Consider the following 21,478-nt stretch of genomic DNA (forward strand, 5'->3'; position numbering starts at 1 on the left):
AGCCGATGGTATAGGCCTGAAGGCCGTCAGACCCCATCGTGTACTGGTAAGGGCTACCAGAGCCGATGGTGTATGATGGATTTGCTGAACTGCAAATGGTATATGCCATTGCCGGCGATAACATGGTGGTCGCCACCAGGAGCGCCGCTGAAACCGCCAAAAATCCTTTGATCATGTAATCCTTCCTCCGATACCTCTCTAAACATATTCACATACTGAGCTTAAATATTCTCCCCTCTGACAGAACCGCCCTGCTGACCGGCTCCCAAAGTACTGACTATTCTTCACATATATAGACTTTCGTGGCCGTATTATCAGAGAAACGCCTCCGTTGACTTCTATTTTGAACTTGAAAAGAAGATTATATAAATAATTCGGGATGACATCAAGGGAACTATACAGGCAGCCCGTCTCAGAGATCCCGACCGGCCGGGCTTTCCAGAGTTTCAGGCCGGAGAGATGGGGCTTATGAACCCGGCTTCAGAGATATGGCCACGTCCCACCGGCTCCTGAACCCCGGCGTATAACCCCCCCCAAGATCACGCAACAACAACCCTCTGAAACCCTGATCCGAAGACCATCGGAGCAGCTCTTTCGCCTTCTCGGGATCGCCGATGACCCGCTCCTGGGCCAGGAAGACCTTGTCGCATAGGGGCTTTCCGGCCACACCCTTCAGGGTCCTGCCCAATAGCTGCCACCTTTCTGCGTAGGGTTTGTCGATCAGCTCCCTTCCGTTAAGATAGAGAAGGTCGGATGCAGCGAAAGATATGACGGCCGGATCTCGGGGCCTGCCTTTGAGGTTGATCCTTCCGACCATCTCCGACCGGGTCAGAATCCTGCCCCGCTGGACCAGGAGGAACTCCCCTTCCAAGACGAAGTTGCCCCTCGCCCTCATCAGCTCTTCTGCCAGATCTTGAAGATTCTGGGTGACGTTCCGAAGCCGGCTTGAGTAGATGATAACCTGGTCGTTGAACTTCTGCACCTGCAACCTCAGCCCGCCGTACCAGACGACGTAGGCCACAAGCCCAGCCCTCTCGATCGCCCCCCAGGGCGGCTCCTCCCGCCCAAAGGGCATCAGCTTGACGGGATTTGGGGGCGCCACCCCGACTTCGAATATCTCTCCTCTGAAGGCGTTGAGTGCCACCATCCCGAAGTCCGGCAGGCGGGCGTACGCCCTTTTTACGAGGGTCTCATCGGCACAGAAGGCCTTCCCTATGGCCGCCGACATCAGAGACGGACCAAGGCCGACCATCATCCTTCCCAGAACAGTCCTCGCGATGTACTTGGCCTCTAGGGAGGAGGCGTTAAGAAAAAGGCCCTTCAAGAGAGACTTTTTTCTCTGAAGAGACCCTGTGCCCTTTTGAGCCGAGATCTGGCGGAGGGCATCATAGACCTGCAAGGCATCCATCGCCGACGAGTTGAGGGTCTGTTGGGACCGGCTCTGGACCATCGCCTCAGCCAGGTCGCCCAGGTCGGTCCGTTTCGCCCCGGTCGATATGCTCTGACCTGAGAGACCTTCGAGAACCTCCCGGAGGGTTTCGGGCCCCACCCCCATCTCCCGCGACTCCCAGGGGGGCCAAGGCCTCCCCGAGAGAAGCCTGACGATGGGCCGGAGCATCTCGGGAGGAATGCTTTTGAGAAGGGAAGCCAACAATTCCGCCTTATCATCTCTCCGTTCCTCTCTGGAGACCGCCTCCAGAGCCTTTGCGATCTTTATGTAGGGGAGCATTGGATATTACCGCACAATCTTGACTTCCTTAAGCCCTCGGGTCATCTCCTGAAGCTGGTCGATGACGAAGTCCAGATCTTCGAGAAAGGTCTCGGTCCGCTCTGTGGTGACCGCCCCCGGCGCAGAGGCGGCGATGAGCCCCTCCTGCTCCAAAACCCGGAGCGAGTATCGGACCTTGTGGCTGGGTATCCCCGTCTCTTCAGCCAGCTTGAGGATGCCTATCGGCTCGTTCTCCATAACGTATTTTAGAATTACAAGGTGCCTTTTAAGCATCTCAAGCTCTCTTTTCACCTTCTCAGTCAGCATATTTTTCACATCCAATCTCAGCATCCATAACAATATTTATTAAGCAATCTCAATGCTTTATAATTCCATCGATCGGCATTGCGCATCTCACCATCCGCGGCTTAGGCGACCATCCCGAAGATACCATGTTGGAAGGGGTTTAAAACCCTCTGGCAGTAAAAGGCTTCATTATTTTCATCCGATGTCGTGCGCGTCAACAACCTCCTCCGAAGGTCGATATACATATGTTACACCATGTCATGACACAAGATCCACCCCCATCAATCGACAGTTATTTTGAATCAATAGGTTCATATACGAGAGGCTCTTTGCTAGTATTATAAAATCCTGGAAAGTTGGAGGTCATATGGTGGTGCCTCAAGGGGGCTTTCCAGCGAGAAGATCTGTGGTGATCTGAAGATGCCGCGAACCTTGAGTTCGGAGTTTGACCTGGCAGGGCTTATGCCCTGCGACGAAGAGCTGGTCATAGCCTTTGTGCCCACAAACCGCGAAATCTATAGGGTGCTCCAGGCTTGTCACCAGCTGAAAACCATTTACGTCCACCCCGATACCTTCAAGCAGATGCCCTGTGTTGGCCAGACTCTTCTTTACATGCAGAAGGTGAGGCTGGTGGTGGACGCGGGCGTCTCCAAAAGCTCGCCTCAACAGGAGGAGGAAGAGGCTCCTCAGAAGAGAGAGGTGACCTGCAACCAATCACAGATCTCCAGGCTGGTTATGGTCACCCGCTGACCGGACCATATTTCACAGCCCCGGAAGGTCTAACTTTTCATTCTGCAGATCGGACCTCTCAGAGATCGGTCCGGCTTCTCCTGAGGAAATCTATGCCGTGCTTGGAGACGACTCTGCCCTGTTTTTGGTCCTCCTTGCCCAGGATCTGGGGAGATGACACCCCGGTCACCACCAGCATCGTCCTGATGGCGTTGTCGAGGCCGGGATCGATCTGAGCACCCCAGATGATCCTGGCGTCTGGATTGATCCTCTCGTAGACCTCTTCCACCACCGTCTCGGCATCGGAGATCGACATGTTCGACCCGCCCACCACGTTGACCAGAGCCGAGGTCGCGCCCGAGATGTCCACGTCGAGGAGGGGACTTCTGAGGGCTTTGATCACCGAATCTTTGCTCTTCATCTCGCCCTCGGCCTCTCCGAGACCGATCATGGCGACCCCGCCGTTGGACATTATCGTCCTCACGTCGGCGAAGTCCAAATTTATGAGTCCGGGCCTTGTGATCAGCTCCGTTATCCCCTTGACCGAGCGCATCAGCACCTCGTCTGCCACCTTGAAGGCCGCCTGGAGGGGCAGATCGGGAACTACCTCCAGAAGCCGGTCGTTGGGCACCACGATGGCGGTATCCGAGACCTCCCGGAGCCGCTTCAGCCCAACGTCAGCGTTGGCCATTCTTATGGCCCCCTCGGCAGCGAAGGGCAGAGTAACCACAGAGATGGTGAGAGCGCCCATCTCCCTTGCCACCTCTGCCACGACCGGAGCGGCCCCCGTACCAGTCCCGCCGCCGAGGCCGCAGGTGATGAAGACCATATCCGCCCCCTCCAAGGAGGCCCTGATATCGTCGATGCTCTCCCTGGCCGCCTCCTCCCCGATGGATGGAAGGCTTCCCGCACCCAGGCCCCGGGTCGTGCGCCGCCCTATGAGGACGCGTCGGTCTGCGTTTATGTGGAGAAGGTGTTGAGCGTCGGTGTTCATGGCAAAGAGCTCTGCGCCCTCGACCCCCGTCTCGGCGAGCCGCTCGATGGTGTTGGACCCACCCCCCCCGCATCCGATTACCCTTATAACCGTCGTGAGCTGCTCCAGAACCGCGACTAGATCTTCGTCATTCTCCATTGCCCTCGACGTAGCCCTCTGGTCCTCGAAATCCTCGTCCTCCTCCACGACCCTTGAAGGAGCTCTCCGGCCCTCGAGCTCAGACCTGTTAAGAGCCTCATCTATAATCGACTTCACGACAATCACCTGGGCTTCTTCGTCCTTGAACCTAGCAGCTTATTGGTATATGGATTTTTTCATAGTGACCTTGTAAAAGCTCGAGAGAACTTCCGCTCCGAGGATCGCTTCGGCGTCCGGACCGCATCGGTACCATCTCCACCGTATCTTCAACCCGCCCATCAAACCCTCCTCCGGCTTTCATTAAGGGCGAAGACCATAGCACCGAACCCCAGGCTTATGGAGATCAGCTCTATTATGAAGCCGACGTAGGGCAGGAGGAAGAGGAGGCTCAAAATCAGATAGCCCAGGACGAAGGTGGGGACGTCCCCAGGGGTCTGGTTCAGGGCCGAGACGATCCATCTGCCCAGGCTGAAGGAGACGAAGAGGTTTGCGAGCAGGAGGGCGGCTACAACGAGCTCCAAGAGGACCAACCCCAGGGGCAGACCGACGATGGTAAAGATCGAGATGACGATCAGAACGATCGAAGCCACGATGAGACCGAGGCCGAGAAGGGCCCTGACCGGCGGAGATCGCCTGATCTCCTGATCGACGGCGAAAACGCCTCCCGGGAAGAGCCTCAGCATTATGAGGCCGACGATGAGGAACCCCAATATCATGAGGATGCTGAAGGTCGAGATGAAGGCCTCCGACCTCTCCTCAGCTTCGTCCTCCTTCCACTGCTGGAACCTCACTTCTCCCGCAGTCCCGTTATTCTGGAAGTTCCCGGCGTTGACCCATAGGGCACCCAAGACTTTTCCGGCGTTGTAGACGTCGCCGCCGGATATGGCGGCGTCTCTTCCTATCTCAGAGGTGGAGAGGATCCTGACCTGGCCGCCGGCCATCACCACGTTCCTCGCGACGTCGCCTCTGAGGTTGATGGTGCCGCCCGCGACTACTATCTTTCCGCCGACGTCGGAGTTGAGGTTGACATCGCCCCCGGCGACGATCAGGTCACCCTTTATCGGGGCGTCTACGTTCACCTTCCCCCCGAAGATGACTGCGCTATCTACCGGAGCGTTGACGTTCACAGCGTCGCCTCCGGCGAAGAGGTCGTCCTCCACCGGGGAGTCGATGGAGATTATGTCGCCGCCCCTGAACTCCAAAGCCTCCGCAGCCAAAGATAGGGCGAGGATCGATGTCAGAAGCAAAAGGTATAACCATCTCATCTTTATCACCTGGCGTAAGGGGGCATTTATGGGATAAGTATATTATGTTTCAAAAGTGCGCTCTTCCAGAATAGGGCCAGAGCTTGGGCACCCGGGCAGATAAAAAATTTTGATTGATCTCGGGATTGGTTCCGGCGAGAACCGTCAAGTTGTGAGCTCATAGGTCACCACGACCTGAGATCTGACCTCCACCATTCCGGGCTCCAAAGACGGGCCCGTCTCGGAGGTGTCGAAGGTGGGCATGAAGAGATCGAAGAGTTCCATCATGCCGAGACCAAAGGGATCGAGGCCACCAGGTTGCTGGTATGCTCGAGGATACGAAGGCTCGAAGATCTCCAGCCGCCCTCCGAGCACCAGGCCCGCGGCGGAGGCCAGATCCTCGGCGTTCTCCTCGGCGTCTTCGACGGCCATCTGCCGCGCCTCGGCGATCGCCTCGCTCTCATCCTCCAGCCTATAACCGGATATGACAGCCTCGGCACCCTCGGCCCCGGAGATGTCGATGCACCTCGCGATCAGGGCCCCCTCCTCGGCGTCGAACCTGATCGTGACCTGCTCTGTGACCCGGCCCACGGCCGAGCCTGTGACGGTCATGCAGGTGGAGTTGTTGCAGACTCTGCTCATGGTCTGAATCCTCTGGACGCTTCTGCCCCGGCCGGACTGAACGTCGTCTCGCTCAACGCCGGCCTCGATGAGAGCCTCTATCGTCCTGTTGAGGGCCTCGGCGCTCTCCAGCGATGCCACGGTGACGTTCTCGTCCTCAGCGGTCACGCCAAAGGTGACGAAGACCGTATCGGCCGGGACGAGGGCCCGGCCCTCGCCGACGACGGTGAGAGTGGGGACAGACGCCCCCGAAAGTGTCAAAAGTGATAGAAGACCTAATAGAAGACCTAATATCGCCATAGGCTTCATTCCATTCCCCCAAATTTGGTGATAGCAGAAGAGAGACTTAAAGTAAACGGTCGGAAGTAGCTTTGGAGATTCGCAAGGGCGAGCTATTGTAGAGCTCCTCATCAAAAGAGCACCGAGGAACCGCAGGATCTGCCGAGAGATGAGATCGCTTGGAAAAAATAGATCGTTATACCGGTATCTTGAGAGGTGAGCTCAAGAAGTGGGGGGGCTCCCTTCTACAGATGGCAGACGGCCTCAGCCATGGCGCTCTGAGGATATCGATCCAGGCTCTTCTAAGCTTCAATGAGGCAAGGGCATCGGAGGCGGCGGCGGCGATCGCCTACTACGCCCTCTTCTCCCTCTTCCCACTTTTGATCATCCTGGTGGTGGTGAGCAGCTCTCTACTGCAGAGCCAGGACGTCAAAGACCAGATCTTGAACATGGTGGGCGAGGTTCTGCCCCCCGGAGAGGAGCTGGCCAGGGAGAACATGCAGCGGCTTTTGGAGCTGGGAGGTCTTCTGCCCGCCCAGGAGATCCTCAAAGAGAACGTCCAGCAGGTCCTGGACCTCAGAATTCCGGTGGGGATAGGGGCCGCTTTCGGCCTCCTTTGGGCCTCCACCTCCGTCTTTACGGCCCTGGCCAGAAACATCAACCGGGCCTGGCAGGGACGATCCCAGCGAAACTTCCTGAAATGGCGCCTCATCGGCCTGGCCATGACCGGTAGCCTTCTGACTGGGCTGTTGATACTCTCCCTCGTCTTCTCCAGCCTCCTAGGCCTCATTTCGCAGTTTCAGGGAGGTGGCTTTCCCCTCAGCGAGATCTGGTATCTGAAGCTGCTATCAAACCTTATCCCCATACTGCTGGTCTTCCTGACAGCCACCGTCCTTTACCTCTGGGCACCTGATGATGAGGTGAGATGGCCGGAGGCCGGATGGGGTGCCCTTGTTGCCACCTCCTGCTGGGCGGTCAGCAAGGTGGGCTTTTCGTGGTATATCGAGAGCGGTCTTGCCAGACACCAGCTCGTCTACGGCTCCCTGGGTACGGTGGTGGTGCTGATGCTCTGGGTCTATCTTAGCGGCATGATCATACTCTATGGAGCCCACCTCAGCGCAGCCATCGGCCGACGAAGGTTGGCCGAAGAAGAAAGATAAGCCGAAATCGGCGGATGCGATAAAAGCCATCCCTAAATGCAGGTCATCCACTCTGCCGTCCCCGGAGAGGAGCTGAAGTTCGATCCGAGCGTGATCTCCATCTCGATCGAGAAGACCCCCATCAGATCGGTGACCCTCCGGCCGTACTCCTGGTGGCGACCGTGATCGCCAGTCTCGGGGTCCCAGGAGGCCCAGCCCAGATGGCCACCAGCAGCCGGGCTCAAAGAGGCGTTTTCATCCAGGAAGGAGCCGAGGCTGGCGTTGATGCCGCTTTGCGCTCCTGCCGCCCTCGAGTTATCGCCCTCTGCAACGGCGAAGTCGGAGCTGAACCCGACCTCCGGCGACCAGTCGATGACCAGAACCCCATCCTCAATCCGATATAGACCACCTGGAACAACGTCGTCTCTGGCCTCGTCGACTGCACCGGCTGAAGAGATGCCTATCGAGAGCAGTAGAGATACAGCCACAGCCAGACGCAAGCCGTGAACCCAAATCGACCCCGAAGACGCCAATCAGCTCACCCCCACCTTTATGAGAGGGTTCTTGGGGATAAAAGCTTCGCCTCTACCCCCGCCGCCCCTCCTCCACCAGGATCCCGTAGGCCTCCCGGGCGAGATCCCTCACGTCCGCCCCCATCTCCCTCGCCACGAGGAGGGCTACAGCGTCCAGGTTCACCAGCCCCTGGAGGGACTCCTGCCTCTCGTTTACCATGGAGATCGCCTCCTTTCTCCCCGCCCCCGTCGCGGAGATGATCAGGCGAACGGCCTTCTCGAGGATGTCCTCCTCCTTTGAGGGCCTGAAGCCCACGGGGACGTCGGCCTGGAGACCGTCGAAGGCGGCGTGGACGTAGTCCCCCTCGATCCGGACCAGCCCCTCCTCGGCCGCCTCCTGCAGAAGGGCTCTCACCTTATCGGGAGGCCCCCACTTCAGGTCCAAGGAGAGGGCGAAGACGAAGTCGCTTATCTTCAGCCTCTTCTTGTCCCGCTTCTTGAAGGGCGTGGCCACCAGGTACTCCCGCTCACGATCCAACTGCCCCACCAGCCCCAAAGTAAGTCGTCCTCGCCATAGGTATTTTGGCACTCTTTTGCGCCAGAAATAGATGACGATCGATCGGGAAGAGCCCATCGATCCAATCCCGCGCAAGAAAATCGGGCCGAGGATGAAGGATTTAAAAAAGGGCAGAAAGAGCGAAGGACCCTCAGGAGAGGGCACCTCCAGAACTCTGCCACCTCGAAGGCCGGATTCAAGAACCCGGTCGCCTTTTCAGGTCAGACCATCAAATTCGTCTCCGATCACCAGACGTAGACCCATATCGGGTTGCTCCATCCGGAGCGGCTTCCCCAGACGGCGATCTGGTGCCAGCCTTTGTAGGGATATGCTCCAAACCAGGCGTGGTGGTAGCCAGGATACCAGTATCCCCAGTACTGCCACTCCTCGTTACCGTTGGGATATCTCTCGTAAGACCAGATCCTCTGATACTGGTCGTTTCTTATGATGGTATTGGTCTGCTGTCCGTACCACATGGCTGCGGGACCGTAACTCCATCTTCCGCAGTAGTAGATCCAGTGCTGAAGCCCGCCGTAATAGCTCCGGTAAGCGTAGGACCCGCCGTAATAGCTGTAAAGCGCATCCCTCTCCCCGGAGGCTATGGGAGCGGCCGCTCCACCCGGCGCCAGGAGGCTGGACCCGCCGGGAAGGCCTCTAACCTCGCTTTCAGAAAGCAGCTCGCCATCACCAAAGGAAGATATCGGAGAGCCCGTCGAGGCCGAGGGCGCGCTAGAAGGCTGAGAGCCGCCGGGCCTGCTGGATGTGGGCGCGCCGTCGGAGCGGTAGGTCTCCGAGGGTGTGCCCGGGCCAGGAGTGGGCTCGGGCGCAGCATAGGGCTCGTCCACCTGGTAAGGCCAGTCGGATGACCACGGACTCGACCAGTCGTCCGGCTCTGACCACGGGTTCAACCAGGGATCGTAATCCGTATACGGATAAGTCCCCGGGCCCGGCTGTGCTGAAGAGATCGCGGCCATCGAGACGATGGCTGCGAAGGCCAGCACGAAACCTGTTACAATCTTTCCATTCAATTATCCCACCTCACTTTCAGTCCATGGGCTCTGCGGACTGTCAATTTACTAAGGAGGTGACCCCCTCTCCATAAGCACACATAGCCCATCAGTGATTTACAATGTTAATATGATCTGGCCTGCATTTATAACTTATCATGATTGTATTCTCCGTCTCGAAGAAGTTCAAGGTCTAAGCTTCTCGACCCAGATCGTCTTTGGAAGCAAAGAGACGACTTTTCGAATGAAAATGTCGATCAGATCGATCTCCGATCCGAAAATTGGCCGCAAAGCTTATTCATCCATACTTCTCCTAACTCACCTGTGCATATAATTGATTTATGCCGAAACCCCAAGAGGCGAAGCTGTACCTCTACCGGCGCAGATGAGACGCGCACGAGACCGAAGAGTTCTCACCGGCGTTCCCGTCCTGCAGCTTTCCGGAGCTCAACCGACGACAGCGCCGATCAGAACTGAAATCCAGCCTCTCCGGCGGCGGGCATCCTTGCGCCCGACCACCAGGCGAGGAGATACGGAGCGGACTAATGTCCGGCCGCTCCGCCATCAACCTAAAGTGGTGCCCAGATGAAGCTGATAAACCTGCTCGCCATCCTGTCGCTGCTTGTCGCCGTCTCTGCGGCGGAGCTTTCAGCAGACAGAGATCGATTCGAAGTGGAACTCCATCCCGGTGAGATGACCAAAAGGACTCTGACCCTAGAAAATGAGGGCGAAAAGCCCATCTTCAAGATAAGATCCACCGCCGTGGCTGGAGAGGCGAAAGACCTGGTCGCGGTGAAGATCCCAGAGTTCGACGTATTGGGTCCCGAGTCTGAGGACGTCTACGACGAAGAGGAGGTGAAGGTGGATATAGTATTCTCCTCGCCGCCAGAGAGGAGTCCCGGCACCTATTCCGGGTTCGTCTACTTCTTCGACGATACGACCTCTCTGCCGCTTCTGGCGGAGTTCGAGGTCGAGCTGATCGAGCAGGAGAGCTACGGGGTCAGCCTCAGCATCAACGATGCCAGATCGGCCACCACCACCGCCGACCCCGAGATTCCCGCCGAGTTCGAGCTGATGGTCAGGAACACCGGTCTATTCAAAGACGTCATATCCGTGGACGTCCCCGGCCTCCCGCACCGTTGGAAAGCGACCCTCTTCGACGGCGTCGAGCCTGTGGACCCGCCCTACAACCTCACCCTCTCCTCGGGGGTGAGCCGGGTCCTCGATCTGGAGATCGCGGGCGAGGTGGCAGGAGATAGCCGAGAGATAGAGATATCAGCCACCTCCCTGGGCGACCCCTCGAAGAACGCCTCGGTGAAGGCGGCGATCGAGATCAACCAGGAGATCCGCGCTTACGAGACCATCCTGAGGCTGCCGGATCTGATGGTGGTGAACAGAACCCACGCAGGATCCGTCAAGATCATGCTCAACGTCGACGAGAGGATCTCCGTTCAGATCGTCGCGCCGCCGGATCTGCTGATCATGCCCGAAAGCCAGGTGATCCCGGTCGGAAAGACGAAGTCTGGCGAGGGCGAGTTCACATTGATGGCCACCAAGCCCGGCAGGTTCGAGATCGTATTTCTGCTCCACGACTCTTATGGGGTTCCCCTTCCCACCGAGGTACATGAAGTCCTGGCCATAGAGACGGAGACTTTCGCCATAGTGACCGGTGACGACTTCCTGTACAGGGCTCTCGCGTTATCTTACGCCGAGGGCAGCATGAACTACACCCTGCCCGTGATCACCCTCAGCGGAGGCGAGCTGGAGGAGGACGAGATAGAGGAGCTGGAGGAGATTCCGCTGGCCAGAATCCTGATTCTGGGAGACGAGTCGGTCGTCTCCTCCGAGGCCGAGAGCCGCCTCGCCGAGATGATCCCCACCGAGAGGATGGAGGGCGAGGACATATGTGAGACCTCCTGGCTTCTCGCATTGAGGCTGTGGCCCCAGGGCGCAGAAGAGGTGGTGGTGACGGGAACCACCGAGACGGAGGCCTTCGCCGCCTACCAGGAGGCGAAGAGGATGGGCGCGCCCCTCATAATCTGCGATGGCCCCCTCTCCGAGGCGAGCGTCACCGCGCTGGAGGAGATGAGATCCCTGGGCCTGTCCAGGGCCCTCATCTGGGGCCGGGGGGTCGATGAGGCCGCTATCGCAGTTCTTAAAGAGGAGGGGCTGTCCATTGAGGAGGCTACATAGTTGAGACGCTTTTTGATTCTCTTGACGTTCTTTGCGATCTTCGCGATCACCGCCGAAGGCCAGATGGAGAGGGGGACGAAGTCGGAGTCTCCAGAGGAGATCATAATGGTGGGGGCGGACGACTGGCACGGCGCGATCGCCGCGACGCCTCTTGCGATCTGGTCAGAGGAGGAGGGCATCGAGACGAGGCCCCTCCTCATAATACCGAGAGAGATCGATGCGGGAGAGAGGCTGGGCTGGATCGACCAGGCCGAGATCGAAAGGTACGGCCCAGCATCCGCCCTCCACGCCATGACCGCAGCCAACGTATCGGCCCTGGTCATCGACGGCGAGGGCGATCTCGCGAAGAGCCTGGTCGAGGCCGCCCAGAAGGAGGGGGTCGAGGCCTATGTCACCGCCACCCTGGAGGTCCCCGAGGACGCGAAGACGGAGATCACCGACGAGGAGATCCTGGCGGCGAGCGACAAAGAGACCGCCCTGGGCCTCTTGAGCGAGATGCTCATCCAGGACCGAAGGCAGAAATCCGCCACTCAGTCCGGCCCAATCCCAGTATATCTCAGAGATCTTTATCCCGACTCGGCCCAAATCGCCGTCGACGCCCAAGGGATCATCGTCTCCGACCGGCTCTGTCCCGTAGACCCCGACGCTCGAGATCACCTCTACAACCGGGTCGAGGAGGCGATCGAGGATTACGGCGCCGACGGCGTGGTCCTCTACAACTTCGGCTTTTTGGACGAGAGCCACTGCCTCTGCGACGTCTGCAAAGAGGAGTTCTATAACGACACCGGGGTCGACCTGGCCAGGGCGGGCTCAAGCAGCTACAACCTCCAGCTCTGGAAACGGTGGAAGGAGGAGCAGGTCCTGGAGATCGTTGCGGAGGTCGCAGATATGACCGCCGATCTCGGTCCTGTCAAGCTCGGTGTCGCCATCGGCGACCCCTTCGATCGTAGCGAGGGGTACAACTGCGCTGAGATATCAGAGAAGTCCGACTTCGTGGTGGTGAGCCCCGTCGCCCCCCAGGAGATGAAGGTGGCCTCTGCGATGACCGGGACACCCGTCTTCGTCAGGCTCAGCGACGACTACGTCGAGTACATCATATCCACCCAGAACGTGGAGGGGACCGTCGGCCGCATCGAAGGCCTTGTGGATGGGGGGGCCACCGGGATGGTCTTCGAGTACGACGTCGTCTACACGCCCCTCTGGTCGGAGCTGCAACCCCCCTCCCCCTCGGTTCGATGGCTCCTCGAACGGCTCGATGGAAAGACTCTGGGGATAGGCGACGTATTCTGGAGGTGCAACACCACCATTGAGGCCAACGACAGCCTCGAGTTGGCAGCTGAGATCGCCTCCCGGTGGGAGCGGTCACCCGGAGCGGTCCTGGCGAGCGACAACTACAGCGCAGGCCTCACCGGTGCCGCCATCGCCTCTTACCTCAACTGGCCGATCCTCTTCGTCGGAGACGAGCTCACCAACTCCACCGAAGACGTCCTCGCGCGGCTGGGGGCGACGATGGTGGTGACGACAGGACCGGTATCCGAGAAGGCTCGATCGCGGCTCGTCGACCTCAACCTGACGGTCATCGAGGGTGACGACCAGCTCCTGATCCGGGAGATGAAGGCCCGGGGAGACGAGGTCGAGTCGGTGGTCCTGGCCAACTCTCACGACCTCTCGCTCGTCGCTCCGAAGCCCGAGCCAAAGATCGAGAGGACGGAGATAGGCGACGACCTCATCATCGAGATGGAGACGAATCCCTCCGAGATACCCGCCGAGAGGGAAGGCGAGATCGTCCGGCTCGAGATCACCCTCAAGAACAGCGGCAAAGAGGAGATCGAGGACCTGGCGCTGACCGATCTGATTCTGCCCGCAAGGCAGGTGATCTGGTGGTCCACGGCTTCAGGCGATGTCGAGCTCGCCGATCCGTCGACCGGCAGAGAGCCGACCGTCGATAGCGCCTTCCTCCGGGGATCGAACCTGAACTGGACGATCGACGGTCTCGGATCCCACCAGTTCGCCACTCTGAACCTGGAGGTGATTGTGCTACACGCCCTCGACGCCGGATGGACCCAACCCCTCGACGGCGGGATCACGGTGACTTACAGCGGCATGGAGGAGGAGGTTCAAGAGGAGAACGGTGAGGTCGGAAAGGGGTATGATGACGGACCCTTCATCAACATAACCTATCCGTCCAGGACCCCTCCGGGGTGGACCGAAGTCGCCTGGGAGGTGGCGAGAGAGCCACACCACGTGGTCCTGAACTACTACAGCCCCGACGGCTGGAGCGGGAGCCAGCTCATCTCTGACTGCAGCCCGAAAAGAAGGTGCAACGCCACCGTACTCTTCGGGAGGCCCGGGAGCTGGACCTTCAACCTGGAGAGCTGGAGCGGCGAGGAGGTCGCAGATCACCGGTCCAGGAACTTCACCGTGGAGGTCAGATCCTCCGCCAGCCCCATCAACGTGACCGCCTTCAGCCACACCAAGATCCCCAAGCTCTCCCTCATATCGGCCGAGATGGCCGGGGCTAGGAGGGGGATCGTGGTCGACGTGGCGACAGATCCTCAGCATCTCAACCCAGCAGAGGTGGAAGAGGACCTCCAGACGCTGGTCGACGACCTGGAGATCTCGCCGGAGTACCTGATCGTGGTTGGTGGTCCCGGATCTCTCCCCTTCATCACAACGGGAGGAAGACAGACGTCGGGGACCTTTGAGTACGATATCTATAGGGAATATTCGATCGAGCTCGACGACGACGGCTACCAGGACGTCGCCTCGGGGAGGATGATCGGCCTCAGCGTCTACGACGCATCCCAGATGGCGGCAAGAACCCTCGCCTACGAGAGGATCGATGGCGACTGGAGAGACTCTGCCCTGGTGATATCGTCGCCCATCGACTATCCCACCTGGCCCGCCTCGCCGATACCCCTGCGGATCGGAGAGTATCTGAGGGCTGCGGGGCTACGGGCCGAGAACCTCCGCTGGGAGGAGGCGACCTATCAGCGGGTCTCGTCGAAGATGAACAGCGGCGAGAACATCGTCTACTTCGACTATCACGGCGCCGAATGGGGCTGGCAGCTCTCCCGCTGGGCTCTGATGGACCAGATCATGGACGAGGAGCAGGTGAAGCAGCTGACCCTCGCCCCTCAGACGACCACCACCTCGGCCTGCCTGACCACCAAGCTCAAGGGACAGGTCCTCGCCTACCGAGACGGGATCGAGATATACATCCCGTCGAGGCTGGAGGACTCCATGGCCTTGGCCTTCCTGAAGGCCGGAGCCGTGAACTACGTGGGGTCGAGCGCCAACTCCTGGATATTCGTCTCGGACGATCATCCGGGGAGGATGTATCAGGCCCTCGTCTTCGAGAACGCCACCATCGGCGAGGCGATGATGGCAGCAAACAACCTTTACATATCGAAGATCAGGGCCACCGAAGGGGTCAAACTCGAAGATATCGATGAGTTCCAGCCCTGGTACGTCTCCTTAGAAGATATGCTCAATCAGACCGTGAGCATCAACAACCTCTTCGGCGATCCCGCCTTCAGGCCGACGATCCCGAAGACCCCAGAGCTGCCCTACACGATCGAGGTCTCGAACGTCACAGAATCGGACTCTGGGGACGAGATATCGGTCTCGATCAGGCCCACCTCCGAGTGGACCACCGACTGGACATACTGGATCGTAGAGGACACCTCAGACGGCTACCTCAGCCTGAACGCCCCTCCCGCCCTGGTGGGGGAGGTGATGCTGCCCGAGGACGCCGAGGAGATCGTGGTGAAGGAGAGGGGACGGGCGGTCTGGCACGGTGAAGAGATCGTCGGGGAGAAGAAGCGGGTGGTCTGGCCGGTTTTGAGCCCGGCGCTCAACGAGAGCAGGAGCTTCACCGTCGAGTACAGGCTGGTCCCGGGGGAGGTCCAGGTCGTCAACGTCTCGGTGGGCTGGAGTCCCTTCTCCCTCCACCTCGACCCCAAAGACCCCTCCGTCGCCAAGGCCCTCGATCGGAAGAGCTACCGGGGGATATTCACCCTCTCAGAAGACGGCTGGAACTACACCATCAGGGACGACGACGCCTTAAACGTCACCGACCTCAAACCGGGGATGGGCTACATCATCGACGGCGAGGAGAGCTTCAACCTGGAGATACCCGGAAAGCCGGTGGAGCTTCCCTACCTGGTGGAGCTGCACCAGGGATGGAACCTGGTCGGAGTTCCCGTAAACGAGACGGTCCTGACCTCGAACCTCAGCGTGAGGTCGAACCACAGACGCTACACCTACCCTGAGGCCGTCGATGAGGGGATAGTCTCGGCCTTCCTCTGGACCTTCAGGGAGGGAAGCTGGGTCCATCTCAATAAGGACGAGCCGATGATCCCCGGGGAGGCCTACATGGTGGAGGCGGCAGAGGGGTGCAGGCTGGAGTTCGGCTGAGGGGCCCAACTTCCCTGAGGGAATAACCCGAATCAAATGGTACCAAAACATTCGGATTTCAGGAAAAAAGATCGTGTCATGACCTATCCCAGGTCATGACTCTCATTTTATCGTTTCGGACCGAATTGACATATGCAGGGACTTATTCCTCTTGTGCAATCCCACCATCCGACGTAGAGCCGTCCCGCATCCTCAACGCTATCTCCGTTGCAGGTCACCTTACAGGTATAGTAGCCCGCGTCGTCCTCCTGAACTCTCCATATGATGTAGCTGCTGGAGTTGGCGTTCTCGATCAATTCACCAGTCTTCGAGGAGATTCCCTTATACCACTGGTAGCGGGGGTCCTCGCAACCCGAGGCAAGAGCTCTGAATATAGCGGTCTCGTTCGGGCATTTGGCCTCGTTCTGGACCACTACGGCCAGGTTCTCGAAGACTTCGTACCTGATATCGTTGCTCTTTTTGGTGACGTTGAGCTTCTCGTCGCGGACCTCGTACCAGACGGTGTACTCGCCGACCGAGTCTGCGGTGAACCAGGTCCGATAAGCCCTATTGGCCTTCACTTGCCAGCCCGGAACGTAGGCTTTAACGCCGTTGGGCCCGTCCTCATAGATGGTGATCGTCCCGCTAGCTCCTGGAATTATGAGCTCCTTTGCAAATCTGTCCTTCTGTATCATGAGCCCAGTCGTGCGGACGTTGTTGCTGTAGGGAAAGACGATCCAGAGGGCGTTCTCATCCGGTCCCGGCATTCCCGGATGATCGTAGGTCTCACCCCAGCCGAACTCTTCTCCCTCAGATCCACCGTAATCGCTGTAGAAGTTCTCGTCGATGATCCAGTCTTCTGGAAGGCCGTGCCCAGACGACGAATCGTCAGACTTATCCTCTACCGATCTCTCCGACCCCGCTTCAACGGGACCAGCGTCTTCGAAGGGCTTGATATTTTCCGTTTCAAAGCTCCGCCAAACCAGGTCATCTCCAAGATCGAACTCCTCGTCCCAGAGAGACCACCCCTGCCGCAGGGGCAAGATCGGCTCATCGAACTCCACAGAGAACGGATCTTTGAGCACGCTATCGGCTTTGTCTGCGCAATTGCTGCACTGCTGGCCGAGAGAACAGGTTGATCCGACCAGACCTATGACAGCGATCGCCATCAATAGTTTAAGTGCCTTCATGCTAACAATCTCCCTGATAGAGACTTTGCAGCCTACTGATATAAAAGATTTATTTTCTGAGATTTTCTTTAGTTCCGGGCCACCGACAGCTTCATGGCTTCGGGCAAAGAAGCTAAAACAAGACAGTCGGCGATACCGACTTGTTCGCTTCCTGAGGTGATCCGGTTGGCCAGACCTCTGGTGCTCGGAAACGGCAGAATTCTGATCTGCGAGGATGAGAGAGGGACGATTAGAGACGTCTACTTCCCCCGAGTGGGTCTCGAGAACCACGGCCACTCCATCAGGGCGGGGATCTGCGACCTGAACCTCTCTCGCCGATGCAGCTGGTTTGAGGACTGGAGCCCGGTCCAGAGGTACAAGTCGAGCTTTCGCCAGGGCTTCCTGAAGGGGTCTACGATCCTGCTGGGGGATCCCGAGCCCGACGAAGGGGGCTTTGTCAGCGGGCTGATCTCGAACATAGGAGAGACGACATTTCGGAGCCCGGCCATGGGCCTGGAGGTCGTCCTCTTCGACGCGGTCCACCCCTCCGAGAAGGTCTTCTCCCGGATCTTCGAGGTAAGAAACATCTCGGATGAAAAGAGGGACCTGAGGCTCTTCTCCAACCAGAACTACAGGCTCCTGGAGAGCAAGATCGGCGAGACGGCGGTGGTGGACCGAGACGTTCTGATCCACTACAAGCGCGATCGGTACATCCTCCACGGGAGCGATCCGCTCTTCGACCAGTACGCCACAGGCACTGCAGAGTGGCGGGGTCTCGAGGGCACCTGGCGTGAGATCCTGGAGGACGGCCTCCTCAGCGGAAACCCCGTGGCCCACGGGTCTGTGGACTCGACCCTCGGCTGGACCATCTCCGGGCTTGGGGCCGGAGGATCGAGGAGGGTCCATCTCTGGATCGCCTTGGGGAAGAGCTACAGATCCGTGATGAGTTCCCATCGGCGGCTGAAGAGGGGAGAGATGGCAAGCCTCTACAAGACCTCCTTCAACTTCTGGAACTCCTTTCTCGAAAGGGTCTCCGTCCTTCCCGAGGCGGGCCTCATGGACCGCCTCCCGGAGAGGGTCCGCGAGATATTCTACAGAAGCCTGATCGCCACCGTAGCCCACATGGACGTGAACGGCTCCGTCATCGCATCCTCCGACTCGGAGATCCGACAGTTCGGGGCCGACCTCTATTCCTACTCCTGGCCCCGGGATGCCGCCTGGGCCTGCATCGCCCTCGACCGGGCGCGTTACCATCATCTCAGCGGCGAGGCGTTTCAGTTCTTCGCGAAGACGATCACCGATCGAGGCTACTTCCTCCACAAGTACACCCCGGCCGGCGACTTCGGGAGCACCTGGCACCCGGTCCCCATGATCCAGATCGACGAGACGGGCCTGCCCCTCTTTGCCCTCCACTTCAACTGGCTCTGCGCGAGGAACGTCTGGACCGCCGGGAGGTACTTCGGATCGATCGTCACCCCTGCGGCGGGCTGGCTTCTCAGGACCCTGGACGAGTCGGGCCTACCGAAAGCGAGCTTCGATCTGTGGGAGGAGAGGAAAGGGATCTTCACCTACAGCACCTGCACCGTCTACGCAGGGCTGTTGGGCGCCTCGGAGCTGGCCCGGACCCTGGGAGACGACGACCTCTCCGAGGCCTGGTCGGCAGGAGCCGAGAGGGTCCGGGCTGCGGTAATAAGCAGGCTCTACGACGAGCGGCTGGGCAGGTTTCGGCGATCGGTTGATGATCCAGACCTCGACTCCTCCCTCTTTGCCGTCTGGTGGTTCGGGGTCCTCCCACCGGATGACCCAAAGGTGAGAAGGACGATGGAGGCGGTGGAGAGGGAGCTGTCGCGCCCCTCGGGAGGCGTAGCCCGGTACGAGGGCGATCGGTACGGCGGCCGGATGAACAGCTGGATCATCTGCACCCTCTGGCTCGCCTCGTGGCACGCCGCGGTGGGGAACTTCGAGAGGGGTCTCGAGCTGATAAAATGGTGCGCAGATCACGCCCATCCCACCACGGGCCTCCTCCCCGAGCAGGTGGCCGACGATGGCAGCCCGAGGTCGGTTCTGCCCCTCACCTGGTCGCACGCCGCCTTCGTCCTCGCGGTGCTGGAGTATCTTGCGGCCCTACGAGAGAAAGAGGGGAAGCGCGACCCCGGTAAGACCGGCTGAAATAAAATCATCCTTCAGGCTTCATCGTCGGGCACCTCGGCCTCGATTCGCTCTTCGAGGCGGGATATGAGGAGATCGAAGATCCGATCCACCTTCTCCGACCTCGGAAGAAACTTCCGGGTCCTTTCGAGGTATCTCCTATCCTTCACCGCCACCAGAGCGGGCCAATAGTTCAGGTCGAAGACCCAGCTCGCCTGGAGGAGCTTGAAGTCGTTCAGACTTCGGAGATCTTCCGCCCTCACCATCTCCCCGGCCATGATATCTCTGCGGACCTCCTCGCAGATCCCCGGATCGTCGGGAAGGTCCAATTCCAGAGCCTCATTCCGGTACCCTTCCACATCGCGCCGGTGGTAGTAATCGAGGAGGACGGCCCAGATGTCCAATTTATCGGCGTCCCGAAGGAGCCTGGAGAAGAAGAGGCACCGCTCCAATTCCTCCTCTGGGAGGGCGGCCCGGTTGTGATAGGAAATCGCCTTGAGGATGAGGTCCCGCTCCGCCGGTTCCAGGGCGTCGAGAACCCGCTCTTCGATGAGGACCTTCACCGAGAGGGCGGCGTGGTCGCAGGATCGGCGGTCAGAGAAGGTTTTGTAACGCGTGTACTGAGGAAAGCGGCCCAGGTCGTGAAATAATGCCATCGACTCGGCCAGGCAGAGCTCCTCTTCGGATAGGCCGAGGGATTCTCCGATCTCGCTGATCTCCCGGCGGACGCGGGCGGTGTGCTCCTTCTTCAGGACGATGTTTCTGTCCTCTTCGGTATCGCCGGACTTGAAGGTCAGAACGTATTCACCGAACCAGCGAGAAAGCTCTTTGAGAGAATCTTCGTCCATCCCGGTCCACCCGAGAGATCCTCACTCCTCGAAGGCGACGATGTATATGCCGTCCTCCCGCTTCTGGCCCTTGACCAGCTCGCAGTGGCGAAGGATCGCAAACTGGTTCTCCAGCTCATCTTGGGGGAGGTCGAACTCTTTTGCGATCTCCTCCCTTCTGGCCCCGCCCTTCGAGATGATGAACTCGTAGATCTTCCTCTGGACCTCGGTCAGCCCCTCGGCGCCGATGAGGCCCGCCTTCTCCCTCAGGATCTTCTTGGACCTTACGGCCCAGGGGTCACAGGCCTTGATCCTCGCGTGGGCGCTGATATAGCAGTCCTCGCATATCCGGACTCCGCCCTCCTCGATGAGGTCCTCGACCGGAAACTCTCTCTCGCATCGATCGCACTTCTGGATAGCGTTCTCGTCGCTCATTTTGATCCCCTCATCTCAAACTTCAATCTTCCAACAATCCCCTCAAAATCGCCTCGTACCGCCCCCTGATCCTCTCGACGATGTCCAAATCGTAGGACTGGTGGGTGGGGACCTGGATCTCGGCGGCCAGCTCTTTGTAGTCGGGAGCGGCGGAGATGCCGTCCTCGTCTATGGGAACCCCCAGGTCCAGGGCGATCTCCTCGATCATCGGCGAGAGGGGCTTCACCGGGCGGGCTCCCTTCGCCCGCTCTCTATAATCTGCAAGAAGTGAGTCGATCTCCGCATGGAGGGCTTCGGTCTTCTCCGGATCGGACCTCCCCGACTTCTCAGCGATGAGGTCGATGCTCTCCTTCAGCTGGGTGAAGGTCCTGACGCCCGCCTCGATCAACTCGCCTGAATAGTGCTCTTTTGCCCTCTCCTCGTAGCCGGGGGCGATGACCAGAAGGTCGAGCCTCTTCATCAGCTGGATATCGTTTTTGTAGGGCTTGTAGGGGTTTGCTACCCCAAAATCCAGGCCCATCCGCTCGGCGAGGCTTCTGTACATGGGGGTGACCCCGAGCCTCTTTCGCTCCTTCATCACCCTCTTGACGAAGTCGGGATCGTCGAAGTCGAGGCCGAAGTACTCGGCGAAGTTCTTGGTGGTGGTGATGATCTTCGTCCTCCCCTCCTTCTCGGCACAGATCAGGCCCAGCTCCTCCAGCTCCTTGACGTGGCCGTAGCTCTTGTTCCCCCGCAGCCTCGCAAGCTCGCTCTGGGCTATGGGCTGGTTGTAGGCGATGATGGCCAGGGTACGAAGGAGCGGAGCCTCCAGCTCCTTTGGCCCGACCTTGCTCACCCGGTCCGCCAACGAGGCCCGAACCTGCATCACGAACCTGTCCTCAAACTCCTTGACCTCAATCCCACCTCCCCTCTCGGAGTAGTCCCGGACCAATCCCTCGGCCAGGGTCCTGATGGTCCTGATGGGCAGGTCCGTCAGCTCCGCCATCTCCCCGATCGATAGGGGCCTTCCGGCAGCAAAAAGGGCGGCCTCCACCAATGCCGCCAAGTCTTCCTCCTCGGATGACAAATCAGATAC

General features: G+C 59.2%; 17 protein-coding genes. 5 read left to right on the forward strand and 12 right to left on the reverse strand.

Annotated features, from left to right (window positions below; translation table 11 throughout):
• Positions 1-466: 466 nt before the first annotated feature.
• A complete protein-coding gene (locus tag ACP5EL_RS01810; protein WP_428400734.1) occupies positions 467-1,729 on the reverse strand; it encodes a hypothetical protein in 1,263 nt (420 codons plus the stop codon).
• 6 nt (positions 1,730-1,735) lie between these two features.
• On the reverse strand, positions 1,736-2,032 hold the full coding sequence (locus ACP5EL_RS01815; protein WP_428400756.1) for a winged helix-turn-helix transcriptional regulator: 297 nt from the start codon (positions 2,030-2,032) through the stop codon (positions 1,736-1,738).
• 402 nt (positions 2,033-2,434) lie between these two features.
• Here ACP5EL_RS01815 and ACP5EL_RS01820 point away from each other — a divergent pair, with 402 nt between their 5' ends.
• Positions 2,435-2,764: a hypothetical protein gene (locus ACP5EL_RS01820; RefSeq protein ID WP_428400735.1), complete on the forward strand. Its 330-nt coding sequence runs from the start codon at positions 2,435-2,437 to the stop codon at positions 2,762-2,764.
• Between the two features lie 58 nt (positions 2,765-2,822).
• Here ACP5EL_RS01820 and ftsZ read toward each other — a convergent pair whose 3' ends face one another.
• The 3 genes from ftsZ to ACP5EL_RS01835 all read right to left on the reverse strand — a co-directional run bounded on the left by ftsZ (position 2,823) and on the right by ACP5EL_RS01835 (position 6,049).
• On the reverse strand, positions 2,823-3,992 hold the full coding sequence (gene ftsZ / locus ACP5EL_RS01825; protein WP_428400736.1) for a cell division protein FtsZ: 1,170 nt from the start codon (positions 3,990-3,992) through the stop codon (positions 2,823-2,825).
• A gap of 161 nt (positions 3,993-4,153) precedes the next feature.
• The gene (locus tag ACP5EL_RS01830; RefSeq protein WP_428400737.1) at positions 4,154-5,140 is read right to left on the reverse strand and encodes a hypothetical protein; all 987 of its coding nucleotides are present in this window, start codon (positions 5,138-5,140) and stop codon (positions 4,154-4,156) included.
• A gap of 144 nt (positions 5,141-5,284) precedes the next feature.
• A complete protein-coding gene (locus ACP5EL_RS01835; protein WP_428400738.1) occupies positions 5,285-6,049 on the reverse strand; it encodes an SIMPL domain-containing protein in 765 nt (254 codons plus the stop codon).
• 179 nt (positions 6,050-6,228) lie between these two features.
• Between ACP5EL_RS01835 and ACP5EL_RS01840 the strand changes: the two genes are divergently transcribed.
• Positions 6,229-7,179: a YihY/virulence factor BrkB family protein gene (locus ACP5EL_RS01840; protein WP_428400739.1), complete on the forward strand. Its 951-nt coding sequence runs from the start codon at positions 6,229-6,231 to the stop codon at positions 7,177-7,179.
• 32 nt (positions 7,180-7,211) lie between these two features.
• Here ACP5EL_RS01840 and ACP5EL_RS01845 read toward each other — a convergent pair whose 3' ends face one another.
• The 3 genes from ACP5EL_RS01845 to ACP5EL_RS01855 all read right to left on the reverse strand — a co-directional run bounded on the left by ACP5EL_RS01845 (position 7,212) and on the right by ACP5EL_RS01855 (position 9,134).
• Entirely contained in the window at positions 7,212-7,646 is a 435-nt protein-coding gene (locus ACP5EL_RS01845) for a hypothetical protein (RefSeq protein ID WP_428400740.1), read from the reverse strand.
• 97 nt (positions 7,647-7,743) lie between these two features.
• The gene (locus tag ACP5EL_RS01850) at positions 7,744-8,217 is read right to left on the reverse strand and encodes a DUF2240 family protein (protein WP_428400741.1); all 474 of its coding nucleotides are present in this window, start codon (positions 8,215-8,217) and stop codon (positions 7,744-7,746) included.
• A gap of 254 nt (positions 8,218-8,471) precedes the next feature.
• Positions 8,472-9,134 carry a hypothetical protein gene (locus tag ACP5EL_RS01855; RefSeq protein ID WP_428400742.1) on the reverse strand — a complete coding sequence of 221 codons (663 nt, stop codon included), beginning with the start codon at positions 9,132-9,134 and terminating at the stop codon, positions 8,472-8,474.
• A 684-nt stretch (positions 9,135-9,818) separates the two neighbouring features.
• Between ACP5EL_RS01855 and ACP5EL_RS01860 the strand changes: the two genes are divergently transcribed.
• Both ACP5EL_RS01860 and ACP5EL_RS01865 read left to right on the forward strand, forming a co-directional pair.
• On the forward strand, positions 9,819-11,426 hold the full coding sequence (locus ACP5EL_RS01860; protein WP_428400743.1) for a hypothetical protein: 1,608 nt from the start codon (positions 9,819-9,821) through the stop codon (positions 11,424-11,426).
• Positions 11,427-15,845, forward strand: a complete 4,419-nt coding sequence (locus ACP5EL_RS01865) for a C25 family cysteine peptidase (RefSeq protein ID WP_428400744.1) — start codon at positions 11,427-11,429, stop codon at positions 15,843-15,845. It abuts the gene before it with no gap.
• Between the two features lie 107 nt (positions 15,846-15,952).
• Here ACP5EL_RS01865 and ACP5EL_RS01870 read toward each other — a convergent pair whose 3' ends face one another.
• On the reverse strand, positions 15,953-17,014 hold the full coding sequence (locus ACP5EL_RS01870) for an immunoglobulin domain-containing protein (RefSeq protein ID WP_428400745.1): 1,062 nt from the start codon (positions 17,012-17,014) through the stop codon (positions 15,953-15,955).
• A gap of 165 nt (positions 17,015-17,179) precedes the next feature.
• Here ACP5EL_RS01870 and ACP5EL_RS01875 point away from each other — a divergent pair, with 165 nt between their 5' ends.
• A complete protein-coding gene (locus ACP5EL_RS01875) occupies positions 17,180-19,162 on the forward strand; it encodes a glycoside hydrolase family 15 protein (RefSeq protein ID WP_428400746.1) in 1,983 nt (660 codons plus the stop codon).
• A gap of 14 nt (positions 19,163-19,176) precedes the next feature.
• On the opposite strand, the gene ACP5EL_RS01880 is transcribed toward ACP5EL_RS01875, so the two are convergent.
• From ACP5EL_RS01880 to scpB, 3 genes are read right to left on the reverse strand one after another with little or no spacing between them, the layout of a single operon-like run.
• Positions 19,177-19,989: an HD domain-containing protein gene (locus tag ACP5EL_RS01880; RefSeq protein WP_428400747.1), complete on the reverse strand. Its 813-nt coding sequence runs from the start codon at positions 19,987-19,989 to the stop codon at positions 19,177-19,179.
• Between the two features lie 21 nt (positions 19,990-20,010).
• A complete protein-coding gene (locus ACP5EL_RS01885) occupies positions 20,011-20,403 on the reverse strand; it encodes a hypothetical protein (protein WP_428400748.1) in 393 nt (130 codons plus the stop codon).
• A gap of 22 nt (positions 20,404-20,425) precedes the next feature.
• Positions 20,426-21,448, reverse strand: a complete 1,023-nt coding sequence (gene scpB, locus ACP5EL_RS01890; protein ID WP_428400749.1) for an SMC-Scp complex subunit ScpB — start codon at positions 21,446-21,448, stop codon at positions 20,426-20,428.
• Positions 21,449-21,478: the final 30 nt, after the last annotated feature.

It is taken from the genome of Methanocrinis sp. (genome assembly GCF_049974945.1).
In the GTDB taxonomy this organism is placed as follows: domain Archaea; phylum Halobacteriota; class Methanosarcinia; order Methanotrichales; family Methanotrichaceae; genus Methanocrinis.